General features: G+C 63.3%; 18 protein-coding genes and 2 pseudogenes. 10 read left to right on the top strand and 10 right to left on the bottom strand.

What is annotated here, in order from left to right; genetic code table 11:
• Positions 1 to 16: 16 nt before the first annotated feature.
• Both PALO_RS07555 and PALO_RS07550 read right to left on the bottom strand, forming a co-directional pair.
• Complete coding sequence (locus PALO_RS07555) at positions 17 to 232, bottom strand: YbdD/YjiX family protein (protein ID WP_015583071.1); 216 nt, start codon at positions 230 to 232, stop codon at positions 17 to 19.
• Complete coding sequence (locus tag PALO_RS07550) at positions 229 to 2,502, bottom strand: carbon starvation CstA family protein (RefSeq protein ID WP_023032489.1); 2,274 nt, start codon at positions 2,500 to 2,502, stop codon at positions 229 to 231. The genes PALO_RS07555 and PALO_RS07550 overlap by 4 nt, the downstream gene beginning before the upstream one ends.
• Positions 2,503 to 2,936: 434 nt before the next feature.
• On the opposite strand from PALO_RS07550, the gene PALO_RS12595 reads away from it, so the two are divergent.
• The 7 genes and pseudogenes from PALO_RS12595 to PALO_RS07530 all read left to right on the top strand — a co-directional run bounded on the left by PALO_RS12595 (position 2,937) and on the right by PALO_RS07530 (position 8,523).
• Positions 2,937 to 3,455 carry a hypothetical protein gene (locus PALO_RS12595; RefSeq protein ID WP_231097299.1) on the top strand — a complete coding sequence of 173 codons (519 nt, stop codon included), beginning with the start codon at positions 2,937 to 2,939 and terminating at the stop codon, positions 3,453 to 3,455.
• Positions 3,400 to 3,957 (top strand): ABC transporter permease, encoded by a 558-nt coding sequence (locus PALO_RS12590; protein ID WP_201764009.1) that lies wholly within the window; start codon positions 3,400 to 3,402, stop codon positions 3,955 to 3,957. Before PALO_RS12595 ends, PALO_RS12590 begins: the two co-directional genes overlap by 56 nt.
• Positions 3,954 to 4,334 carry a hypothetical protein gene (locus tag PALO_RS12895; RefSeq protein ID WP_244834290.1) on the top strand — a complete coding sequence of 127 codons (381 nt, stop codon included), beginning with the start codon at positions 3,954 to 3,956 and terminating at the stop codon, positions 4,332 to 4,334. The genes PALO_RS12590 and PALO_RS12895 overlap by 4 nt, the downstream gene beginning before the upstream one ends.
• Positions 4,335 to 4,399: 65 nt before the next feature.
• Entirely contained in the window at positions 4,400 to 4,939 is a 540-nt protein-coding gene (locus tag PALO_RS12890; RefSeq protein WP_238137855.1) for an ABC transporter permease, read from the top strand.
• Between the two features lie 84 nt (positions 4,940 to 5,023).
• Positions 5,024 to 5,963: pseudogene (locus tag PALO_RS13020) on the top strand (ABC transporter substrate-binding protein).
• A complete protein-coding gene (locus PALO_RS13010; protein WP_334333938.1) occupies positions 5,891 to 6,703 on the top strand; it encodes an ABC transporter substrate-binding protein in 813 nt (270 codons plus the stop codon). Before PALO_RS13020 ends, PALO_RS13010 begins: the two are co-directional and overlap by 73 nt.
• Positions 6,704 to 6,795: 92 nt before the next feature.
• Positions 6,796 to 8,523 (top strand): dipeptide ABC transporter ATP-binding protein, encoded by a 1,728-nt coding sequence (locus PALO_RS07530; protein WP_244834288.1) that lies wholly within the window; start codon positions 6,796 to 6,798, stop codon positions 8,521 to 8,523.
• A 6-nt stretch (positions 8,524 to 8,529) separates the two neighbouring features.
• Here the strand turns inward: PALO_RS07530 and map are convergent, their stop codons facing one another.
• The 3 genes from map to PALO_RS07515 form a co-directional block, all read right to left on the bottom strand.
• Entirely contained in the window at positions 8,530 to 9,270 is a 741-nt protein-coding gene (gene map / locus PALO_RS07525) for a type I methionyl aminopeptidase (RefSeq protein WP_272946588.1), read from the bottom strand.
• 190 nt (positions 9,271 to 9,460) lie between these two features.
• Positions 9,461 to 10,171 (bottom strand): ABC transporter ATP-binding protein, encoded by a 711-nt coding sequence (locus PALO_RS07520; RefSeq protein ID WP_015583066.1) that lies wholly within the window; start codon positions 10,169 to 10,171, stop codon positions 9,461 to 9,463.
• Positions 10,171 to 11,574 (bottom strand): FtsX-like permease family protein, encoded by a 1,404-nt coding sequence (locus PALO_RS07515; RefSeq protein ID WP_238137849.1) that lies wholly within the window; start codon positions 11,572 to 11,574, stop codon positions 10,171 to 10,173. Before PALO_RS07515 ends, PALO_RS07520 begins: the two co-directional genes overlap by 1 nt.
• Before the next feature lie 69 nt (positions 11,575 to 11,643).
• On the opposite strand from PALO_RS07515, the gene PALO_RS07510 reads away from it, so the two are divergent.
• Positions 11,644 to 11,838 (top strand): hypothetical protein, encoded by a 195-nt coding sequence (locus PALO_RS07510; RefSeq protein WP_004811898.1) that lies wholly within the window; start codon positions 11,644 to 11,646, stop codon positions 11,836 to 11,838.
• 4 nt (positions 11,839 to 11,842) lie between these two features.
• Here the strand turns inward: PALO_RS07510 and PALO_RS12880 are convergent, their stop codons facing one another.
• Together PALO_RS12880 and PALO_RS12875 are read right to left on the bottom strand one after the other, a co-directional pair.
• On the bottom strand, positions 11,843 to 12,244 hold the full coding sequence (locus PALO_RS12880; protein WP_041710285.1) for a hypothetical protein: 402 nt from the start codon (positions 12,242 to 12,244) through the stop codon (positions 11,843 to 11,845).
• A 396-nt stretch (positions 12,245 to 12,640) separates the two neighbouring features.
• Positions 12,641 to 12,712: pseudogene (locus PALO_RS12875) on the bottom strand (hypothetical protein); the annotation flags it as partial.
• 104 nt (positions 12,713 to 12,816) lie between these two features.
• Here PALO_RS12875 and glnA point away from each other — a divergent pair.
• Positions 12,817 to 14,118 carry a type I glutamate--ammonia ligase gene (gene glnA / locus PALO_RS07500; protein ID WP_036902328.1) on the top strand — a complete coding sequence of 434 codons (1,302 nt, stop codon included), beginning with the start codon at positions 12,817 to 12,819 and terminating at the stop codon, positions 14,116 to 14,118.
• Between the two features lie 122 nt (positions 14,119 to 14,240).
• On the opposite strand, the gene PALO_RS07495 is transcribed toward glnA, so the two are convergent.
• Positions 14,241 to 15,044: a sterol carrier family protein gene (locus PALO_RS07495; protein WP_015583062.1), complete on the bottom strand. Its 804-nt coding sequence runs from the start codon at positions 15,042 to 15,044 to the stop codon at positions 14,241 to 14,243.
• A gap of 129 nt (positions 15,045 to 15,173) precedes the next feature.
• On the opposite strand from PALO_RS07495, the gene PALO_RS07490 reads away from it, so the two are divergent.
• Positions 15,174 to 18,125, top strand: a complete 2,952-nt coding sequence (locus PALO_RS07490) for a bifunctional [glutamine synthetase] adenylyltransferase/[glutamine synthetase]-adenylyl-L-tyrosine phosphorylase (RefSeq protein ID WP_015583061.1) — start codon at positions 15,174 to 15,176, stop codon at positions 18,123 to 18,125.
• On the opposite strand, the gene PALO_RS07485 is transcribed toward PALO_RS07490, so the two are convergent.
• Positions 18,126 to 19,352 carry a threonine/serine exporter family protein gene (locus PALO_RS07485; protein WP_036902330.1) on the bottom strand — a complete coding sequence of 409 codons (1,227 nt, stop codon included), beginning with the start codon at positions 19,350 to 19,352 and terminating at the stop codon, positions 18,126 to 18,128.
• A gap of 99 nt (positions 19,353 to 19,451) precedes the next feature.
• Positions 19,452 to 20,633, bottom strand: coding sequence for a Nif3-like dinuclear metal center hexameric protein (locus PALO_RS07480; RefSeq protein ID WP_015583060.1), 1,182 nt, complete (start codon positions 20,631 to 20,633; stop codon positions 19,452 to 19,454).
• Positions 20,634 to 20,645 lie beyond the last annotated feature (12 nt).

Genomic DNA, 20,645 nt, shown 5'->3' with positions numbered 1-20,645 from the left:
GACCCGGTGATAGGGGTCAGCAGCATCGTGCCTGGGGATTGCGGTCCTGACGGTCGCACTGGTCGCGCCAGAATGCCTTCTCCGGCATCGGCTCATGACCCGTGCGTCGACACCACTCGAGGTAGTTGTCGTAGGCGTCAGCTCCGGTGACGCCGCGCACCCACCACCGCAGTGACGACCACCATCGTCGCCACAGTGGATCGGTGGGCAGATGCCGTGGTGCGGCGCTCACGCGCGTTCCTGGTGAACGTGCTCCAGGTCAAGCTCGGGATGAGTCTCGTAGAACTCGTCCCACTCGGCCTGAAGGTCCTTCTCGGCCTTGCTGGCGATGAGGCCACTGGGGGCGAAGAGGTGCGACGGCTTGGCCGGATCCTCGGTGTTGATGATGTTGTGGCCTCGCAGTGCCTGAACGGTGCGGATGCAGGCCGCGATCATGACGATGAGGGCACAGACGACGAAGATGATCGACATCGTCCCCTGGATGGCGGTGTTGCCGACGACGGTGTGCATCTCGTCAATGTCCTTGGCCTGACCCAGCGAGGTCTTGCCAGCGGAGATGGCCCGCTTGTACGTCATGTGGTTGGCCCAGTAACCGATCTTCGGGTCGGGGGAGAAGATCTTCAGCCAGGAGCCGTACACCGTGATGACGGCGGTGAAGAGCATCGGCACGAAGATGATGAGCAACCGCCACTTGTGACCGGCTCGGGCGAAGACCACCAGGCAGATCGACAGGGCGACGGCTGCCAACAACTGGTTCGCGATGCCGAACAACGGGAAGAGGGTGTTGATGCCGCCCAGCGGGTCATTGACACCCATGAGCAGAATCGATCCCCAACCGGCAACCATGATCGCGGTGGTGAGCCAGGATCCGACCTTCCAGGAGTGGTCCGTGAGGCGGGGCCAGAAGTTGCCCAGGGCGTCCGAGAGCATGAACCGGGCGACGCGAGTACCCGCGTCGACCGAGGTGAGGATGAACAGTGCCTCGAACATGATCGCGAAGTGGTACCAGAAGCTCATCATGGCCTGACCACCGAAGAGCTGATGCATGATCGTCGCGAGGCCCACGGCGAGGGTTGGTGCGCCACCGGTACGGCTGATGATCGACGTCTCGCCGACAAGTTTGGCCGTCGTCGTCAGGGCGTTGGCATCGGTGTGCACACCGGACAAACCGAGTGAGTTGACGTAGGCCACTGCGCTCTGGACGGTGTTGCCCGTCGCCCCGGCGGGGGAGTTCATGGCGAAGTAGATGCCACGGTCCACTGACAGGGCCGCCACCAGAGCCATGATCGCGACGAAGGACTCCATGAGCATGCCGCCGTAACCGATGAGGCGGGCCTGGGACTCCTTCTCGATGAGCTTCGGGGTGGTGCCCGAGGAGATCGTCGCGTGGAATCCCGACAAGGCGCCACATGCGATCGTCACGAAGAGGAAGGGGAACAACTTTCCGGAGAAGACCGGACCGGTACCGGTGTGTGCGTAGACCGTCATGGCCGGGACGGTGATGACCGGACGGACGATGACGATCGAGACGGCCAGCATCGCGATGACGCCAACCTTCATGAAGGTTGACAGGTAGTCACGGGGAGCCAGCAGCATCCAGACGGGAAGCACTGCGGCGATGAATCCGTAAAGGATGATGGCCCAGGCCAGAAACGGCTTGCTCAGATGGAGTGCGCTGGAGATGGCGGTGTTCTCGATCCAGGCTCCCGAGGCGATGGCCAGCACCAGCAGGACGATGCCGATGAGGGAGACCTCGAGCACCTTGCCAGGGCGCAGGTAACGCAGGTAGAAGCCCATGAGAAGCGCGATCGGAATCGTCAGACCGACGCTCCACACTCCCCAGGACGAGGCGGCCAGGGAGTTGACGACGACCATGGCCAGGATGGCCACGATGATGAGCATGATCGTCAGGGTGGCGACGAGGGCGGCGATGCCACCGAAGCGTCCCAGTTCGTCCTTGGCCATCTGACCGAGGGATCGTCCGCCCCGTCGCATGGAGATGACGAGGACGAGGTAGTCCTGCACAGCCCCAGCAAGGATGACGCCCACGATGATCCAGATCGTGCTCGGCAGGTAGCCCATCTGAGCCGACAGCACCGGCCCGACGAGAGGGCCGGCGCCCGCGATGGCGGCGAAGTGATGGCCGTAGAGGATGCGGCGATCCGTGGGCACGAAATCCCGGCCGTTGTAGTCATACTCGGCCGGGGTGGCCCGGTCGTCGTCGGGATGGACGAGTTTGTCCTGGATGTACGTGGCGTAGAACCGGTAGCCGATGAAGTACGAGCCGACGGCGGCGAAGACGAACCAGATGCCGTTGACGGTTTCACCCCGTCGCACGGCTAGCATCCACCAACCGAGGCCGGCAATCGCAGAGATGAGAATCCAGACGACCACGCGTAGTGGCGTCCATTGCTGCTGGCGTGACCGCTCTTCGGCAGACAGACTGACGGCTGGCATACCTTCGGGAATATCTGATTGTTGATGAGGTGGGACGGTTCCCATGGTGACCTCCAGTTGTCATTCAGCCCGATCGCGCGGCGCGACAATGCGGTGAAACCGTGCGACGAGGCCGTGGGATGGTGAGTGAGGATAGTGCCGCCTATCCCTTGGCTCGGCGCATCCGTTGGCGTGGCTACGCCCACCATCTTCTGCTACCGCGGGGTCACTCCGGGACTGGAAACGACAACTAGCTGGTGGCGTCGTCGCTGTGTCATGGCCGCGAGCGCCTTCAGACAAGGTGGCATTTGAGACCCAATCTCACAATGTGGTATGTTCTGCTAAGGCTCGCAGGTGCGGGCTGCATCAAACCTTGGAGAAGAGGGCCCATGCGCATGCGAATGTGTTGTTGTCGCTGAGACGCGACTCCAACCCACGCATGTCTTACCCACGCAGGTCTGTTCCTGTCCCTTCCTAACCACCAAGGAGTATCCGTGAGCATGTCCGAAACGGACGCCGCGCCTGATGTCCCTGTCGCCGGTGATCTTCTGCCGGGCGATAGGCTCTCCTCGATCGGCGACGAGACCACTTCGGCCCCGGTGGCTGCCATCGATACCGATAGCGGACGGGTCGTTCCCGGCGGAGTGTGGAGCCGTCTGCGGCACAATGGGTCAGCGATGTTCGGCGCAGTCGTCGTCGTGCTGACAATCCTCGTAGCCATCCTGGCTACGCCCATCAATCGGGCTATGGACCTTGACCCCTATAGCTACGACTTGTCTGCCCTGAACGCGAGCGGGTTACCCTCCGGCGCAATGGGAGGGATCAGCGCGGCCCATCCCTTCGGTGTCGAGCCTCAGACCGGTCGCGATCTCTTCGCCATCGTCGTCGAAGGCACCCGGACCTCATTCCTCATTGGCATGGGGGCGACCATCCTTTCGATGGCCATTGCCATCATCGTGGGGGGTGACGGCTGGGTACTTCGGTGGCTGGTGGGACGGATTGGCGTCTCGTGGCACTGACGTCATCCTGGGATTCTCACAGCTGGTGTTCATGATCGCGATTTCAGCGGTCATTCCGGCCACCGCTCCACGAGCGACCGTCATGGTCCTCATCATTGGTCTGTTGGGGTGGCCCTCTACGGCGCGGGTGCTGCGTAGTCAAGCGATGTCGTTGCGATCGCGTACCTTCATTCGTGCGTCACAGGCAATGGGCGCGAGCCATCTGCACATCTTGGTGCGGCAGATGCTGCCCAATCTGGTAGCCACGATTATCATCTTCACCACTATCTCCATTCCTGGGAAGATTGGCGCGGAAGCGGCGCTGTCTTTCCTGGGAGTGGGCGTCACCCCACCAACGCCTTCGTGGGGTCGATCCATAGGTTCGGCGGTAACCTGGGTGAGCACGGATCCCTGGTACTTGCTGTTTCCCGGTGGCGCGTTATTCCTCGTCACCCTGGCTTTCAACCTCTTTGGCGACGGGCTTCGTGACGCCATTGACCCGAGGCTAGGTGAGTCTCGATGAACCGTCTACGTTTCCTTGTCTCTCGCCTGCTGCAGACGCTCGTCGTGCTCGTGGTCATTACCTTCATCACCTTTGCCATCTTTGAGTTCTTCCCTGCTGATCCAGCCCAATTAGCTTGTGATAAGCCATGCACTCCGCAGAATCTCGCCCTTGCACGTTCTTACATGGGTTTGAATGATCCGTGGTACCAGCAATTCTGGAACTATCTTTCTGGGATTGTTGCAGGCGCTACATATGGGTCTGGTGCTGATGCCATTCACTGTTCTGCCCCTGCCTGGGATACTCGTTCCGCTTGTCGACCCCGGTCACTGAACTCATTGCAAACCGGCTGCCAGTCACTATGTCGGTGGCTTTGGGGGCAGCCGTGTTGTGGATGATTATTGGCGTGAGTACCGGCATCATTTCGGCCCTTCATCGAGGTGGTGTCGTGGACCGTGCGATCATGACCGGAACAGTTTTGGGAATTTCCTCACCGGCCTATCTGGTAGGTCTGCTCGGTATCCTGCTGTTGGGATTCAAGGCTGACATCGTTCCGGTGTCCGGATATGTGCCATTCTCTGTGAGTCCAGTCGACTGGCTCTGGCATCTGGCCCTGCCGTGGACCGTGCTCGCCGTCCTCTCGGCAGCGGTCTATACGCGGATGGTCCGCAGTGAAATGCTCGAGACCCTTGATGAGGATTATGTGCGCACTGCTCGTGCTGCGGGTCTGTCGGAACGACGCGTCCTGGCAAACCACGTCCTGCGCAGCATCTCCGTGCCGATCCTCACCTATTTCGCTCTCGACCTGGGGGGATTGCTGGGCGGTGCCGTTATCACCGAGAAAGTGTTCTCCATCCAGGGTCTCGGAGCATTACTCATGGATGCCGTGGGAGCTACTGATGTCCAACTCGTGATGGGCGTCACATTGGTGGCCGCAGTCGCGATCATCGGAATGAACCTGTTGGCCGACATCGTCGTAGCAGCCATCGATCCTCGGGTTTGACGCTGGTACGCCGCCGCGCAGCGCAACAGCACATATTCACACCACAGTCACATCACACACCACTGAAAACGGCTCACAAGAAAGATGAAAGTCATGGGTACCAGCACATACTCCATTTCGTCGTTGTCCCGCCGCGGCTTCCTGCTTGGCGCAGGGGCCACCACTGCAGTTGCGGCATTGAGCGCATGCGGTGCCAATGAGCGTTCCGCGCAGACAGCTGGGTCAGTCACGCCTACCAAGGGCGGGACGCTGACGATCCTCGCGTCAGACACTGACATCAACTGGGATCCGGGCCGCAGCCAGGGCATGGCCGTCACCTCGTTGGCCCTCGTTCACCGCCGTCTCACCAGTTGGCAGATCGTCAAGGGTAAGGAGGCCAAGGTCGTCCCCGACCTCGCTACCGACACCGGAAAAACCTCGGATGGTGGCCGGACCTGGACCTTCACCCTCAAAGACGGTTTGGTGGCCGAGGACGGGTCGCCGATCACATCTACGCAAATTCGCCAGGGGGTCGAACGCACCTTCACAGCCTCCTTGGCCGGCGGACTCGGATACCACAAGACGCTGCTTGCCGAGACCTCCGGATATACCGGCCCATACAAAGGCAAGCACTTGAAGTCCATTGAGACGCCAGACGACAAGACGATTGTCTTCCATCTAAAAGCTCCATTTGGCGACTGGCCATGGATCGTTTCTATGCCCGCCTTTGCTCCGGTTCCCCTCAAGTGACAACCCCACGACCTACACCCGTAAACCGGTCGCATCTGGGCCTTATCGTGTGGCTGAATACAAGCAGGGTGTGGCCGCAACCCTCAAGCGCAACCCGAAATGGACACCGTCCTCTGACGAGGTGCGTACTGCGCTACCTGACACGATCGTGTTTTCCTTGGGCCAGGACAGCCCGGTGGTTGCTCAACGTCTCATCTCTGACTCTGGCAATGACCGCAACGCATTTGGGGCGGAGATGGTGCCCCCTGCCCAATTGCCTCAGGTGACGTCCAACCCCAGGCCAAGTCCAGGCTAGCCGTCGGTAGCGCTGGACCACTGCAGTACTTGGCCATCAACGTTGAGCGCGTCAAAGACGTCAAGGTGCGCCAGGCCATCGCCTATGCGGTGGATCGCAAGGCCTCAACAACCGCTCTGGGCGGAGAGATCGGTGCAGCCCCAGCGACGACGTACATCACTCCTGGCATCCCAGGACGCCAGGAATACAACCTGTACCCTGAATCCACCGCAAAGGCTCAAGAACTCCTCAAGGGCAAAGCGGTGGGCCAGCTCGTACTGCTGGTAAGCAACGATGAGGGAACGTTGGCGCTCGCTCAAGCCGTCCAACAGGCACTTCAGAAGGTCAACATTTCCGTCAAGATCAATCCCGTCGAAAGTGAAACCTGGATTGAGAAAACTACCCAGTCTGATGGTTCCGACTACGACTTGACCATTGCTTCGTGGAATCCCGACTATCCGTCGGCCAATGCCAATTTGCAGCCGCTTTTTGCCTCCAGCGAGATCGGATCAGGCGGCTTCAATCTTGGCCGCTACCACAATGCCGAGGTGGATCGGATGCTCGCCGAAGCAGCCGCCCTGCCGATGGATGAGGCCAAGGACAAATGGGCGAACATTGATCGACGCATCGCCCAGGACGTTCCCGTCGTTCCGTTGGTGTTCCGGCGCAATGCCTTCCTGCACGGATCAGGTGTGAGCGGTTTCTTCGTCAATCCCTTCCCGGCTTACCCGAACTACCTCGTCGTGGGAGTGCAGAAGTGAGGGGCCAACCCCGACGGACAGACGCACCCACCCCGGTGACCGCACAGCAGGATCGGCGGCCAGATGCAGTCCTGAGCCTGCGAGATGTCACGGTGAGATTCCCCGGGTCGCCGATGGCGGCCTCGGAGGGAGTCAATCTGGACCTGGTGTCTGGACGAGTACTGGCTCTGGTGGGCGAGTCGGGATCGGGGAAATCCGTGACAGCTCTGGGAGGTCTCGGCTTGCTGCCCCAGGCCGCCACGGTGACGGGATCGGTGCTCCTGAGCCGAGATGAACCGGGCAGAAACGCCGCCGAGGCAGCCGTGGAACTGGTTGGGGCTGATAAGTCGGTGCTCGACGGTGTACGAGGTCGGTTGGTCGGCACCATCTTTCAGGAGCCCTCCAGCGCGCTTGACCCTCTTCTGTCCATCGGCGCTCAGATCCGTGAAGTCATCAGGACCCACTCTGACGAGGCTCGGTCGCGTTCTCGAATTCGCGACCGAGTACATGAGCTCCTGGGTCGCGTCGGGCTGCCGGACGTTGAACGGATCGCTGCCTCCTACCCGCATCAGCTGTCCGGAGGCCAGTTGCAGCGAGCATGCATGGCCCTGGCCTTGGCCTGCAATCCGAAGGTGATCATCGCTGACGAGCCCACCACGGCCCTTGATGTCACAGTGCAGGCCGGGATTCTCGACCTTCTGCGTCGGCTGACCGATGAAGGCATGGCGGTGCTGCTCATCACGCATGACATGGCCGTCGTGGCCGACATCGCCGACGAGGTTGCCGTCATGAGAAAAGGGCACATCATCGAGCGGGGCAGTGTCGACGCGATCTTCAACGATCCGCAACACTCCTACACCCGCCAGCTCCTCGACGCCGTTCCCCAACTCGATGCACTACGAGAACTCGATGATCCGCAGACCGATCCCGACGGAGCGAGCGCCGCTAGGTCCGAAACCAGCGATGGGCCGGGAACTGTTGAGGTCGTCGGCCCGACGATCCCTGACGCGACGAGCCGAGAGCCGGACCCACCACTAGTTGAGGTTACCGACCTCGACGTCGTCCACCGTGCGCGACGACGCAAGTCTGTGCACGCGGTCCGCGGCGTGAGTTTGGCCATCGCGCCGGGGGAGGTTCTGGGACTCGTGGGGGAGTCCGGGTCGGGGAAATCCACGATCGCTGGCACCCTCACAGGGTTGGTGCCGGTGACCTCCGGGTCGGTGCGAGTGGCTGGGGTCGAGGTCGCCGGGGCCTCTCGGCGTGCGATGCTCCCCGTCCGGCGTAACACCGGAGTCGTGTATCAGAATCCGGCCTCAGCCCTTAATCCCAGGCGCACTGTCGGTGCGTCAATTGCTGAACCCTTGATGCTGCATTCCCCCCTCGACTCGTCGCGGAGGCGCGCCAGGGTGCGTCAACTCCTCGAGCAGGTGGAGCTGCCGGAATCGATGGCTGATCGTTACCCACATCAAATGAGCGGTGGTCAGCGTCAGCGGGTTGCTATCGCTCGTGCCCTGGCCTTGGACCCCCGGCTGGTGGTTGCCGATGAACCCACCAGCGCGCTCGATGTGTCGGTCCAGACCAAGGTGCTCAGGCTCCTGACGGGTCTGCAAGCTGAACTGGGGTTTGCGTGCCTGTTCGTCTCGCATGATCTGGCGGTCATCGAGCAGATCGCAGCCCGAACAGTGGTGCTCAGCAAAGGTCGCATCGTCGAGGAAGGGCCGACGACGGAGGTGCTTTCGCATCCGCGGGAGGAATACACCCGTGCTCTGGTGAGTGCCGGTCCCATCCCTGACCCGGCGATACAGCGAACCCGCCGAGCCTGGGCGGCCGCTCAACGGTGAGGCTTGTCAGTCCAGGGTCGTGATGATGCGCGCCCCGCCCTTCTCGATGACGAGGGTTTGCTCGAACTGGGCACACCGTGAACCATCGTTGGTGAGGACCGTCCAGCCGTCGTCCCACTGATGATTGGACTGGTCACCGAGGGTGAGCATCGGCTCGATGGTCAGCGTCATGCCCTCCTCGAGGGTGACGTCATAACGCGGCTCGTCGTAATGGAAGACGACAAGGCCGGAGTGGAAGGCACTGTGGACCCCGTGCCCGGTGTAGTCGCGCACCACGCCGTACCCGAATCGCTTGGCGTAGTTCTCGATGATGCGTCCGATGATGGAGATCGAACGACCAGGCTTGACGGCCTTGATGGCCCGGTTCATGGACTCCTCGGTGTGCTTGATGAGGTCGAGGGACTCCTGATCGACGTCTCCGCACGGGAAGGTGTAGCAATTGTCGCCGTGCACGCCGTTCTTGTAGGCGGTGACGTCGATTTTGACGATGTCGCCCTCCTCCAGTGGGCGAGCGTCCGGGATGCCGTGGCAGATGACCTCGTTGACGCTGGTGCAGCAGGACTTGGGGTAGTTGCGATAGTCGAGGGTCGACGGGTAGGCGCCGTGATCGCACATGTACTCGTGAGCGATGCGGTCGATCTCGTCGGTGGTGACCCCAGGTGCCACAGCCTCGCCGGCCGCGTGCATGGCACCGCACGCGATCCGACCGGCCTCCTCCATGGCGGCAATCGTCTCGGGAGTCTGCACGTGGGAGCCATCGTAGGTCTCCGGGACGTCTCCCAAACCGACATAGGGAGGGCGAGCAATGCTGCCGGGGACGTGGCGACGAGGACTCTGGGGATACGGCTTGATGGCACTCACGTCGGCCTAGTCTAGGTCGTCAGTGTCACGACGCCGGATTGGTTCACGTTCGTGTGCCGATGTGCAACAGTTCGGATCAGTGCATGGTCTCGAAGAGTTCCTCGGAGGTTGGGTGGGTCAGGACCCGGTCATGATGGCCATTCGCGAGAACAATGACGCGATCTGCGGTGGCTGCGATGTCCAGATCATGGGTGATCATGACCAAAGAGGTGCTGTCGGTCACGGTCTCGCGAAGCAGATCGAGGACGGTCTCCCGAGAGGCGACGTCGAGAGACCCGGTCGGCTCGTCAGCGAAGAGTACCTGGGGAGCCCGGACCAGGGACCGCGCTATCGCCACCCGTTGACGCTGTCCGCCGGACAGGTGGTTCGGGTACTTGTCGGCGCAGGAGGCCAGCCCGACGGTCTCCAGGGCGTGCATGACATCACGTCGGCGCGGCCTCATCCCTGCCAGTCGCGCAGGCAGGCGGACATTGTCACGGACGTTGAGGGAACTGATGAGGTTGAGGTCCTGGAAGACAACCCCGACGTGATCGCGGCGTATCCGTGCGAGCTCAGAACGACTAGCCGAACCGAGGTCGTTGCCGGCCAGGGCGATACTCCCGCCATCGGCGGCGATGAGACCGCACAAGCAATACAGCAGCGTCGACTTGCCTGCTCCCGAGGACCCGACGATGGCGACGAACTCGCCAGGACCAACCTCGAGATCGACTCCCCTGAGCACTTCGATCCGTTGGGATCCCTTTCCGAAACCCTTGCGTACCCCCACGGCACTGATCAACGGCGACATCAACGACCTCCCATGACGATGGTGATGGGATCCTTCCGCATGCCACTGCGGGTGACGACGAGAAGGAGGATCAAGGTGAGGGTGAACCCAAAGCCGACCACTGCACAGGCCGACCACCCAGGTGGCGTGGCTCTGACGTCGGGGACCGGTCCTGCCGACAGCGCAGCCACCATGGCCAGGTCGTTGACCGTGACAATGGTGTAGGAACACACCAGGCAGACGGCTGCGTACACCAGGGCCTCCAGAACGGTCTTGGCGCGTACCAGACCCGGCGTCGATCCCGACACCAGCAACAGGGCATTGTCCTCGCGTCGGTGTGATGAAGTGGCCAGCACGATGGCGGATGCGCACACGCAGGCGACAATGACCGGACCTCCCAGCAACAAGGCCATCTGGCGTGGCGGGGCCGAGACCGATCCGGATCCGGGAGCGCGGGCTGCCATCACCGTCGTCACCAGGTGGATCCAGCTCGTCATCATTCCGATTGCGGCTGCTGCCAGACTGATGGGCATGACGAGGGCCTGGGTCAATCGCGGCCTGGCCGCTGCCTCACGGCTCGCCAGGAATCCAGGGGTGCCGCCGAGGCCAATGGCTCTGATGAGCGCGACAAGGCCACGGACGACCGGCCCGCAGATCATTGCGAAAACCAGACAGACGAGGAGCCCCATCCCCGGATACGCGGAGAGGACTCCGACGAGGTCGTCTGCGTCGGTGACTGGACTGACGTGGCCAATGGTGAGGTACAGGGTCACGGTTCCCGCGATGAGAAGCACTGTGACGACCACGAAGAGGACGCGGGAGTGGCGCGGTGAGGACTGTGTCGTCTCCGATGGACGGACTGCAGTGACGACGTCAGCCCGTGCGATCTGTCGTGCCGAACCCAGACCAGATACCAGACTGACGACGGCCGTCGTCGCGACTCCCGTGATCATCGCCACGACGGGAATCGGATGGGTCAGCCCATCACTGGGAGGCAGCCCGCTGGTGGCCACGAAACCGGCGTACCACGGCCACACGGCCTCCGAGACAAGCGCCCCAAGCAGTGCGGACAGGGCTGTGACGAGGAGGATTTCGACAATGAGGATCAACAGGGCAGTTCGTGGCAGCACACCGACGATCTGCCACAAGGCGACGTCACGTCGTTGCAGGCGCACACAGGTGCCTACGACCAGCCGGAAGGAGGCGAATCCGGTCAGCACCGTGAATCCCAGGGCCACCCCGCCCATGGACGCGTAGGCCTGCTGCGCGTCGCCGCCGGCAGACACCCCGGCGACTATTAAACCGATGCTCAGGGTGACCACCACCATGAGCACGACCGAGGCGACGATGAGGGAGAGCCAGGAGGATGCGCCCCGAATGACGGAGTTGACGGCGATCTTGAGAGTCATGGTGCAGGGTTTCACAGCGCGGATGGAAAAACGGGACGATCATTGACATCTAGGATGTGAGTCACGATACCGGAGGGGGATCACATGGCTGACAAGACCGAATACTTCTGGTGTCTCAAACACCACACCGTCGAGACTGCCGATGACTGCAAGGCGGCCGATCACCTTGGCCCGTACCCGTCTCCTCAGTCAGCGGCGGAGGCTCTTGACACGGTGGCCGCGCGCAACGACTTCTGGGAGAACGATCCTCGTTTCAATGACGAGGAGGACGACGACTGAGCCGTCAGCCCACCTTGAGGGATTCGCGCGCGTGGTCGACGAGGGTCTGACGTGCTGAGTCCCCGATCGTGGCGGAGTTGAAGTACATCCCGAGGAAATCCGTCTGCCCGGTGTTGACCACGACGACGTCGACGACGTCGCCACGCACCTTCGGCAGGTTGGACAGCGTCACGTAGATCTCGCTGCGCTTCCACCAGGCAGGATGCCCGTCAACGGTGAGGGCCTCCGAGCGAATCTCCTTCTCGCCGGTGTAGCCCATGTAATAGTCGGAGCTGGCGAAGCAGGACATCATCATCGATGCCGCGGTCTGCGGATCGGAGAATCCTTCCGCGACCGGAAGACCACCCACTCCTGACACACTCATCCACCCGGGGTAGACGTCGTCAATCTGAGCCGACTGACCCATCACCCACGGCAAGGTGAGGTTCTGGCGGCGCCAGTTGGGAATGGATTCCACCGAGACGCCACCGCCATGCAACCGGTCGTCAGCGGTGTCCAGGTTGCCGGGACGCTGGCCTTGCGGGCACCTGATGGCCGATGAACTGGCCGACGGGGTGCTCGATTTCTCGTTCCAGGCAGAAACGGTCGGCGAGGAGGAGTTGAGATCGGGTTCCGCGTGGTGATCGGATGCGGTGCGCTGGCGCAGGCCGAGAGCAGCGATGACGGCGACGACGAGCACCACGGCGATGATCGCCCACACCCATCCGGAACCGTGGCCGCCGTTGTTGCCACGAGGACCCTTTCCACCTCGCTGTGGAGAGGGCTCTGGGGAGGTGACGGTACGGTCCGTCCAGCGCTCGCCGTCGAACCAGCGATAGCGGTCCGGTGTGTCGTCGGGATCTGGATACCACCCTGCCTGAGGACCCGAAGCCATGTCCGCAGTCTACCGAGGCGATCCAGGGCGCTTGTTACTCGCTCGAAACACGCGCTATGCACACTGGAAGGGTGAGCAGGCAGACTGATTTTGTCCTGCGTTCCATGGAGGAACGCAATATTCGTTTCGTGAGGCTGTGGTTCACCGACGTCCTGGGATCACTCAAGTCCGTCGCCATCGCCCCCGCTGAGGTCGAGGGTGCTTTTGCCGAAGGCGTCGGTTTCGACGGTTCGGCTATTGAGGGGTACGCCCGCGTCTACGAGGCAGACATGGTGGCCCATCCGGACCCGGCCACCTTCCAGGTGCTGCCGTGGCGCTCGGGCACCGGCACTGCTCGGATGTTCTGCGACATCACCAATCCCGACGGCACGGCCTCGGCAGCAGATCCGCGTCACGTCCTCAAGAAGACGATGGCCCGAGCCGCTGACATGGGGTTCACCTTCTACGTGCACCCGGAGATCGAGTTCTACCTGCTCAAGGAGGAGCACCAGCCCGGTGGAGCACCTGTCTCCCTCGACAACGGCGGCTACTTCGACCACACCACCCTGGGGGCGGGTACCGATTTCCGTCGTGACGCCATCAACGTCCTGGAGCAGATGGGTATCTCGGTGGAGTTCAGCCACCACGAGGCCGCCCCCGGCCAGCACGAGATCGACCTGCGTTACGCCGATGCGTTGACGATGGCCGACAACATCATGACCTTCCGCGTGGTCATTCGGGAGATTGCCTCCCTCAAGGGCATCAAGGCCACCTTCATGCCCAAGCCCTTCACCAACCACGCCGGATCGGGAATGCACGCCCACGTCTCCTTGTTCGAGGGCGACACCAATGCCTTCTACGACGTGGCTGACGAGTTTCGCATGTCGCCGGTGGCCAAGCACTTCGTGGCGGGCCTGCTTCACCACGCTCCGGAGATCACCGCTGTCACGAACCAGTGGGTGAACTCGTATCGACGACTCTCGGGCGGGGGGGAGGCCCCCAACTACATCTGCTGGGGTCGCAACAACCGCTCGGCCCTTGTCCGGATACCGATGTACAAGCCGGACAAGGCCTCGTCAGCGCGGGTGGAACTGCGTTCTATCGACTCGGCTGCCAATCCATACCTGGCCTACTCCTTGGTGCTGGCCGCTGGTCTGGACGGCATCGAGAAGGAGCTGCCGCTGCCTGAGGAGGCCTCCGACGACGTGTGGCAGCTGTCGGCCCGGGAACGTCACGCCCTCGGTATCAAGCGTCTGCCGCAGAGCCTGGGTGCCGCCATCCGGTGCATGGAGGAGTCCGAGCTGGTGGCCGAGACCCTCGGCGAGCACGTCTACGACTTCTTCCTACGCAACAAGCGGGCGGAGTTCGAGGAGTACAACCGGCAGGTCAGCCAGTTCGAGTTGGATCGTTACCTTCCCCATCTGTGAGCGGTCGACCGGCCAAGTCCCTGAGACCACTGGTGCGAGCTGACTGTGCCAAAGCACCATCGCCGTCCTTGCCAGGGCACAAGGAGTCGAGCCCGATGATCGCGGTGATCGGGTCCAGCTGATCAGTCCTCGGCGAGGATCTCGCGGAGGGCCCCTGCCATGTCCACCACGGGCAGAAGGTTGGCGACGTCGTCGACGTGGGATCCAGACGCCTGGACCCATCCCGCCTCGCGCATCTCCTCCCAGGAGGAGAAGCCGGTGGCCAGCTGCAGGAAGGTGACGGGATCCATCTCGGCCACATTGGGCGGGATGCCACGGTGATGGCTGGGTCCCGACTCGGTGGCTGCCAGCTGGACTGCACATGCGGGCGGCACTCGCAGCTCGATGGTGCGTCCGCCATGGGTATCGTCAAGGACGGCCGACAGTGTCCGGCAGCTCTCAGTGATGGCTGGCGACGGAACGTCGACGCCGTCGTGGAGACCCATGGCCACCATGGCGAGCAGGGTTGCCCGAAGGTGATCAGTCATGCGAACCGGACCGATGAGGGATTCCACCGTCGCCGAGGGGCCCGGAGTGGCCAGCAGGACCGACTCGACCTCGCTGAGGAGACGCTGCGCCTGGCTGGCCAGACGGGTGGCGGTGTCATCGGCGATGACCTCGTGGCCGATCGCCGCCAGGGTCCCGGTCGCCTTGCTGCGCTCATCGATCACCCTGGCGAGGGTCATCGGTCTGATCGTCGTCGGGGCGGTGACGGTCTGCAGGGTGTCGGTGAGGATGACCATGAGGTGGGCGATGTGGTGGCGTCCCCACAACCGTGCATCGGCCGACCCAAGGGTGGTGTTCCTGGCCGGGGGCAGCAACGAGCGAGCGGTGGCCACCCATGTCGTCGCCAACCGCCTCACGCCGCGTTCTGCGCGTGCCGCCATAATCGTCACCTCAAAAACACTAGGGGAAGCTAGTTGCTGGGACCGTACACCCATTCGACACCGACGTGACGACTGAGCAACACGTCGGTGGCCCTCGTCGGCTAATGTGCCGTCGAGGGGGTGGTCACGGTGGATCGCAAGTCGAGCGTCACGGTGGACCTACTGCGGCTGGGAGTGATGGACACTGAAGCGTCCCTGGCCCACCATCAGCGGATTACAGAGACGATCGGGGCTGACCCAAGCCGACTGACCGGGTGGGAACATCACCTGGAAATGTCCTGTGACCCTGATCTGGCCCTCGACACCTTGGCAGATCTCTCCCAGAGATCCCCCCAGCTCGTCGTCGATCTCCTCGGTGACGAGGACTCGGCATGCCGGCTCGTTCGGCTCCTGGGCGCTTCCAGCGAGTTGGGCCGTCACCTTGTTGCCCATCCCGACGACCTGGCCGAGATCGCCCACGATCCCGTGCGTCGCAGCCGTGACGAGATTCGCGACGACCTGCTCGAGGTCGTCGGAGCTCATGAGGATGGTGAGTTCCTGGTGGCCGAGAGGCCCACCGGTCCGGCAGCGGATCGGCTGAGGTTGGCCAATCGGCGTCATCTGGTGCGGATCGCCTCCCGAGATGTCGGGGCGGACGACCCGACCGAGGTCGTCGAGGACATCGCGGGAGAACTGGCAGACCTTGCCGACGCCGTCGTCGCCGCTGCCCTGGCCCTGACCCGCGCAGACTGTCCGGATCATGCCGACGCACGGCTCGCCGTCATCGCAATGGGAAAGTGCGGGGCTCAGGAACTCAACTACATCTCCGACGTTGACGTCGTCCATGTCGCCGAGCCGGCCCGGGAAGACGTCTCAGCGGCTCGGGCTGTCGACATCGCCACGAAATTGGCAGCCTCGGTGGCGCGGATCTGTTCGGCCCACTCCGGGGCAGGGTCCATCTGGCAGGTCGACGCCGCGCTGCGTCCCGAGGGCAATGCCGGACCACTGGTGCGAACCATGGACTCGATGCGCACCTACTACGAGAAGTGGGCGAAGAACTGGGAGTTCCAGGCCCTCCTCAAGGCTCGTCCGATGGCTGGCGACCTCGATTTGGGGCAGAGATTTGTCGAGATGGTCTCACCCATGGTGTGGCAGGTGGGGGAGGCAGAAGGTTTCGTCCCGGAAACCCGCGCCATGCGAACCCGGGTCGTCTCCTGCATCGCCACCAGAGAGAAGGGCCGTGAGATCAAGCTGGGTGCCGGGGGGTTGCGAGACGTCGAGTTCACCGCCCAGTTGCTGCAGCTGGTCCACGGACGCCAGGACGAGTCGCTGCGGGTACGAGCCACTCTGCCGGCCCTGCGCGCGCTGGCTGCTGGCGGTTACATCTCCCGAGGTGCGGCCGAACGTCTCGGGGAGGCCTATCGACTGCAACGAGTGATGGAACATCGGGTGCAGATGTTCCGGTTGCGTCGTACCCACCTCCTTCCCGACGACGAGCCAGGTTTGCGCAGGCTGGCACGGGCAGTGGGCCTGCACACCCCCGACGAGGTGCGAGGTGTGTGGACGGCGACCTCGAAGGCCGTCCTGCGGGCTCATGGCCAGGTGTTCTACTCGCCTGTGGTCGAGGCTGTGGCTCGCATCCCCACCGAGGACCTGCGGATGGGCCCGGAGGCAGCCAAGGTTCGGCTCGGGGCGCTGGGATTCCACGACGAGGACGCCGGCCTGCGTCACATCGAGGCCCTCACCAGCGGTACCAGCCGAGCAGTGCGTATCCAGACCGCTCTCATGCCGGCCATGCTCGCCTGGCTGGCCGACGGCCCCAGCCCCGACAATGGTTTGCTGGCCTTCCGCCAGGTCTCCGAGGCATTGGGGGAATCTCCTTGGTACCTGCGCGCGATGCGTGACGAGGGGACCATGGCTCAGCGGCTGGCAACGGTGCTGTCGACGTCGAGATATGCCGTAGACGTCCTCACCCGAGCCCCCGAGACCGTCCAGGTCCTCGTCGACGACGATCTGACTCCGCTGGACCGCGATGACCTCACTCGCCAGATGTACGCCGTTGCCAGGCGGCACCGTGACGTCGAGGAGGCGGTCGAGGCGATCCGTGCGGTGCGGCGTCGTGAACTGTTCCGGATCCTCGTCGCGAACATCCTCAATGTCACCGACACGTTGCGCATCGGCCGGGCCCTCACTGACCTGACAGGAGCGACGATCGACGCTGCGCTGTCCGCAGTGTCGCGCGGTGTTGAGGACGCCCCACCAATTGGCATCGTCGCGATGGGCCGATGGGGCGGCCAGGAGCTGTCCTACGGTTCTGACGCCGACTGTCTCTTCGTCGTCGGTGACGGACCAGGTGCCGGTGAGAAGGCATCGCGCATCGTCACCAAGCTGCGGAACCTGCTCGGCAGGAACGGTGCCGATCCCGCGCTGATCTTGGATGCCGACCTGCGTCCGGAAGGACGATCGGGACCGATGGTGCGCAGCCTGGAGAGTTATCGCAAGTACTACGGGAAGTGGTCGAGCACCTGGGAGTCCCAGGCCCTCTTGCGGGCGAGCCACGGAGCCGGTGATCGAGACCTGACGACTGCGTTGCTCGAGTGCGTCGACAACCTGCGCTACCCGGCCGACGGCCTGACGGCTGGTCAGTTGGCCGAGATCCGCATGCTCAAGGCACGAATGGAGTCCGAGCGAATTCCGCGCGGTGTCGATCCCAGGCGTCATCTCAAGCTCGGGCCCGGAGGCCTGTCCGACATCGAATGGACTGCCCAGGTCATTCAGTTGCAGCATGCCGGCAAGGAGCCCGCTCTGCGCACGACCTCGACGATCAAGGCCCTTGACGCTGCTCTGGCAGCCGATCACGTCGACGAGGAACAGCACCAGGAGCTGTGCGATTCCTGGTTGGCTGCCAGCCGGCTGCGCAATGTGATCATGGTGGTGCGGGGCCGTCCCAGTGACGTCATACCCTCCGACTCAATTGATCTTGACGTCATTGCCCGGGCCCTCGGGATGGGCCGTGGGGCATCTGAGCAGTTGATTGAGGACCATCTGCGGCACGGGCGACGTGCCTCCAAGGTGGTCGATGCCGTCTTCTGGAACCAGTGATCAGTCCTCCTCGGAGAACTTGAAGGCGTGTGGGCTGGGGATGGGGAGGTTGTGTGCCCACGCCGGGTCGGTGCACATCCGGGCCACCGCCAATCCGCAGGCGATGAGGACCAGGGTGAGAACGGCGTCGGCACCGAAGGTCAGCGCCTTCGTCATGTCCTGGGCGTTGAGCCAGTACACAGTGCGGTACATGGAGGCACCGGGCACCATGATGACGCAGGCGGGGACCGTCAGGGTGATGCGGGGCAGCTTGGTCCTGACCGACAACGGGCTGGCCAGGAATCCGATCGCGAGGCCGCCGACCCCGGCTGCCAACTGCGCTGGCAGGTTGGCACCGACCAGGGCCAGGCGACAGAGGTTTCCCACCACTCCCAGAGCGACCGCCCATGCCAGCATCCGCGGCGACGAGTTGAAGATGATGGCGAATCCGGCGACCCCACATGCCGTCGCTGCGGCGTAAGCCAGCCACGCCCAGGGATTCGGCAGCACCGTCTGCGCGGGTAGTGGTAACAGTCCGGTGGCAACCGAGAACACCCAGGCCGACAACGTCGCGGCAAGGATGAGACCAACCGAGTACATTGCGCGGCTCAGACCCGCTGTGAAGTCCATCCGGACCATGTCGAGGATGGAGGTGATCATCGGAAAACCAGGTACCAGGAAGAGCAGGGAGGCCACGTATCCGGGGCCGTGGATCGTGTGAAGCCCAGTGTTCGTAAGGAGGTCGGCGACCACCAGGTAGATGAGACAGGCCGCTGCAGATGCGAGCGCCGCGACACCGAACTGGTTGAGCCAGCGACGGTTGAGTCGACCACGTACGAACTGGCCGGCACTTGCCGCCAGCAGCACGACGAGTGAGTCGGCCAGCGAGAACTTGTTGAGGATGGCGAATCCGGCGCAGGCAAAACCACCGGCGAGAATGGTCTGCCATTCCTTCCACTGTGGGCGGACGGTCCGGGAGATGTTGTCGAGTCTGGCCTCGACATCGCGGCCTGTCATCCCCTCGGGAAGGTTGTGGGCAAGCTCCTCGAGAGCGGAGATGCGAGAGGAGTCGACGCGCACTCGGTACACCTCCCGGGCCACGGTGCGGAAGTTGTCGCCCCGGTGCGCGGTGACCGTGATCTCGGTGAGACCGACGGTGGCGTCGAGGCGATCCATGCCGAGGGCATCCCCCGTGTCCGTCATGGCCCTCTTCACCCGATAGGACCCGGTACCCGACGACAGCAGCATTGATCCCAGACGGATGACGGCCTCGGTGTCGTTGACGAATTCGTGGTCGTGGCGCAGGTCGTCGTCGGAATTCACGGAATCAGTGCTTGTCACGTCCTGCTATTGTGCCACTGCAGCTCCGAGGGTCCACGGGTCGGTTCGGATGCCCAGATCTCGGCAGGGCAGACCGAGTTCCTCGTGAAGTCGGCGGGCCACGTCAGCACACCAGGGTGATTCGGAGGCCCAGTGAGCCGTGTCGACGAGGGCTGGTCCGCCGGCCCGAAGATGTTCGTCGGCAGGATGATGGCGCAGGTCACTGGTGAGGTAGACGTCGGCGTTGCTGGCTGCTGCGGCATCCAGCAGGGAATCTCCGGCTCCGGAGCACAGCGCGACGGTGTTGATCGGTTGGTCCGGGTCGCCAGCAGCCCGCACTCCCCAGACGGTACGGGGGAGTCGTTCGGAGACTCGCCGGGTGAAGGACCGCAGTGTCATCGGTTCGTCGAGATGGCCGACACGACCGATACCCGGGGTGGTGGGGCCGGGGCGAGCTCCCGAGTCAATGGTCGTCACGTCGTAGGCGGGCACCTCGTAGGGATGGGCGGCGACGAGAGCCGATCGCACTGCGGAGCGTGCCCAGGTCGGGGCGACGACGTGAATGCGCGCTTCCTCAACGGTCTCCACCTCATGGGCTGTGCCGATGGTGGGATGGGAGCCATCGAGAGGCCGGAACTGGCCGCGCCCGACGGTCTCGAAACTGCACTGGTCATAACCGTCGAACCGTCCGGCCCCGGCATCGAAGAGGGCATTGCGAAGCGCCTCCGAGGAGTCGAGGGGCACCTGGACTCCCCACAGATCCACGGCTTGGGTGACGGGTTCGAGAGGACGCTCGACGACGACGCCCAGGAGCCTCGCGAGGACGTCATTGACACCACCGACCGCGGCGTCGGCATTGGTGTGGGCACTCATGAGGGCAATGCGATGACGGATGAGCTGGTGAATGATGCGTCCCTTGGCGGTGTCAGCTGCCACCGAGCTGACCCCACGCATGAGAAGTGGGTGGTGGACGACGAGCATGTCCGCGTGCGCCGCGATCGCGGCGTCGACGACGTCGTCGGTGGCTTCCAGAGCGCACACGATGTGACTGACGGTGTCGTCAGGGTCACCGCACACCAGACCCGGGGCATCCCACGACTCCGCCAGGGATGGCGGGTACCACTCATCGAGGATGTCGCGAACCCGACTGACGGTGACGAGGTCGTCGGCGGGTGAGGGGATGGCGGTGTGGGATGTATCAGCTGCCATGGGTTCACGGTA

The organism is Cutibacterium avidum 44067 (assembly GCF_000367205.1).
GTDB lineage: Bacteria > Actinomycetota > Actinomycetes > Propionibacteriales > Propionibacteriaceae > Cutibacterium > Cutibacterium avidum.
Note: the sequence above shows the minus strand (reverse complement) of the source record. Positions and strands in the feature narration are given on the sequence as shown.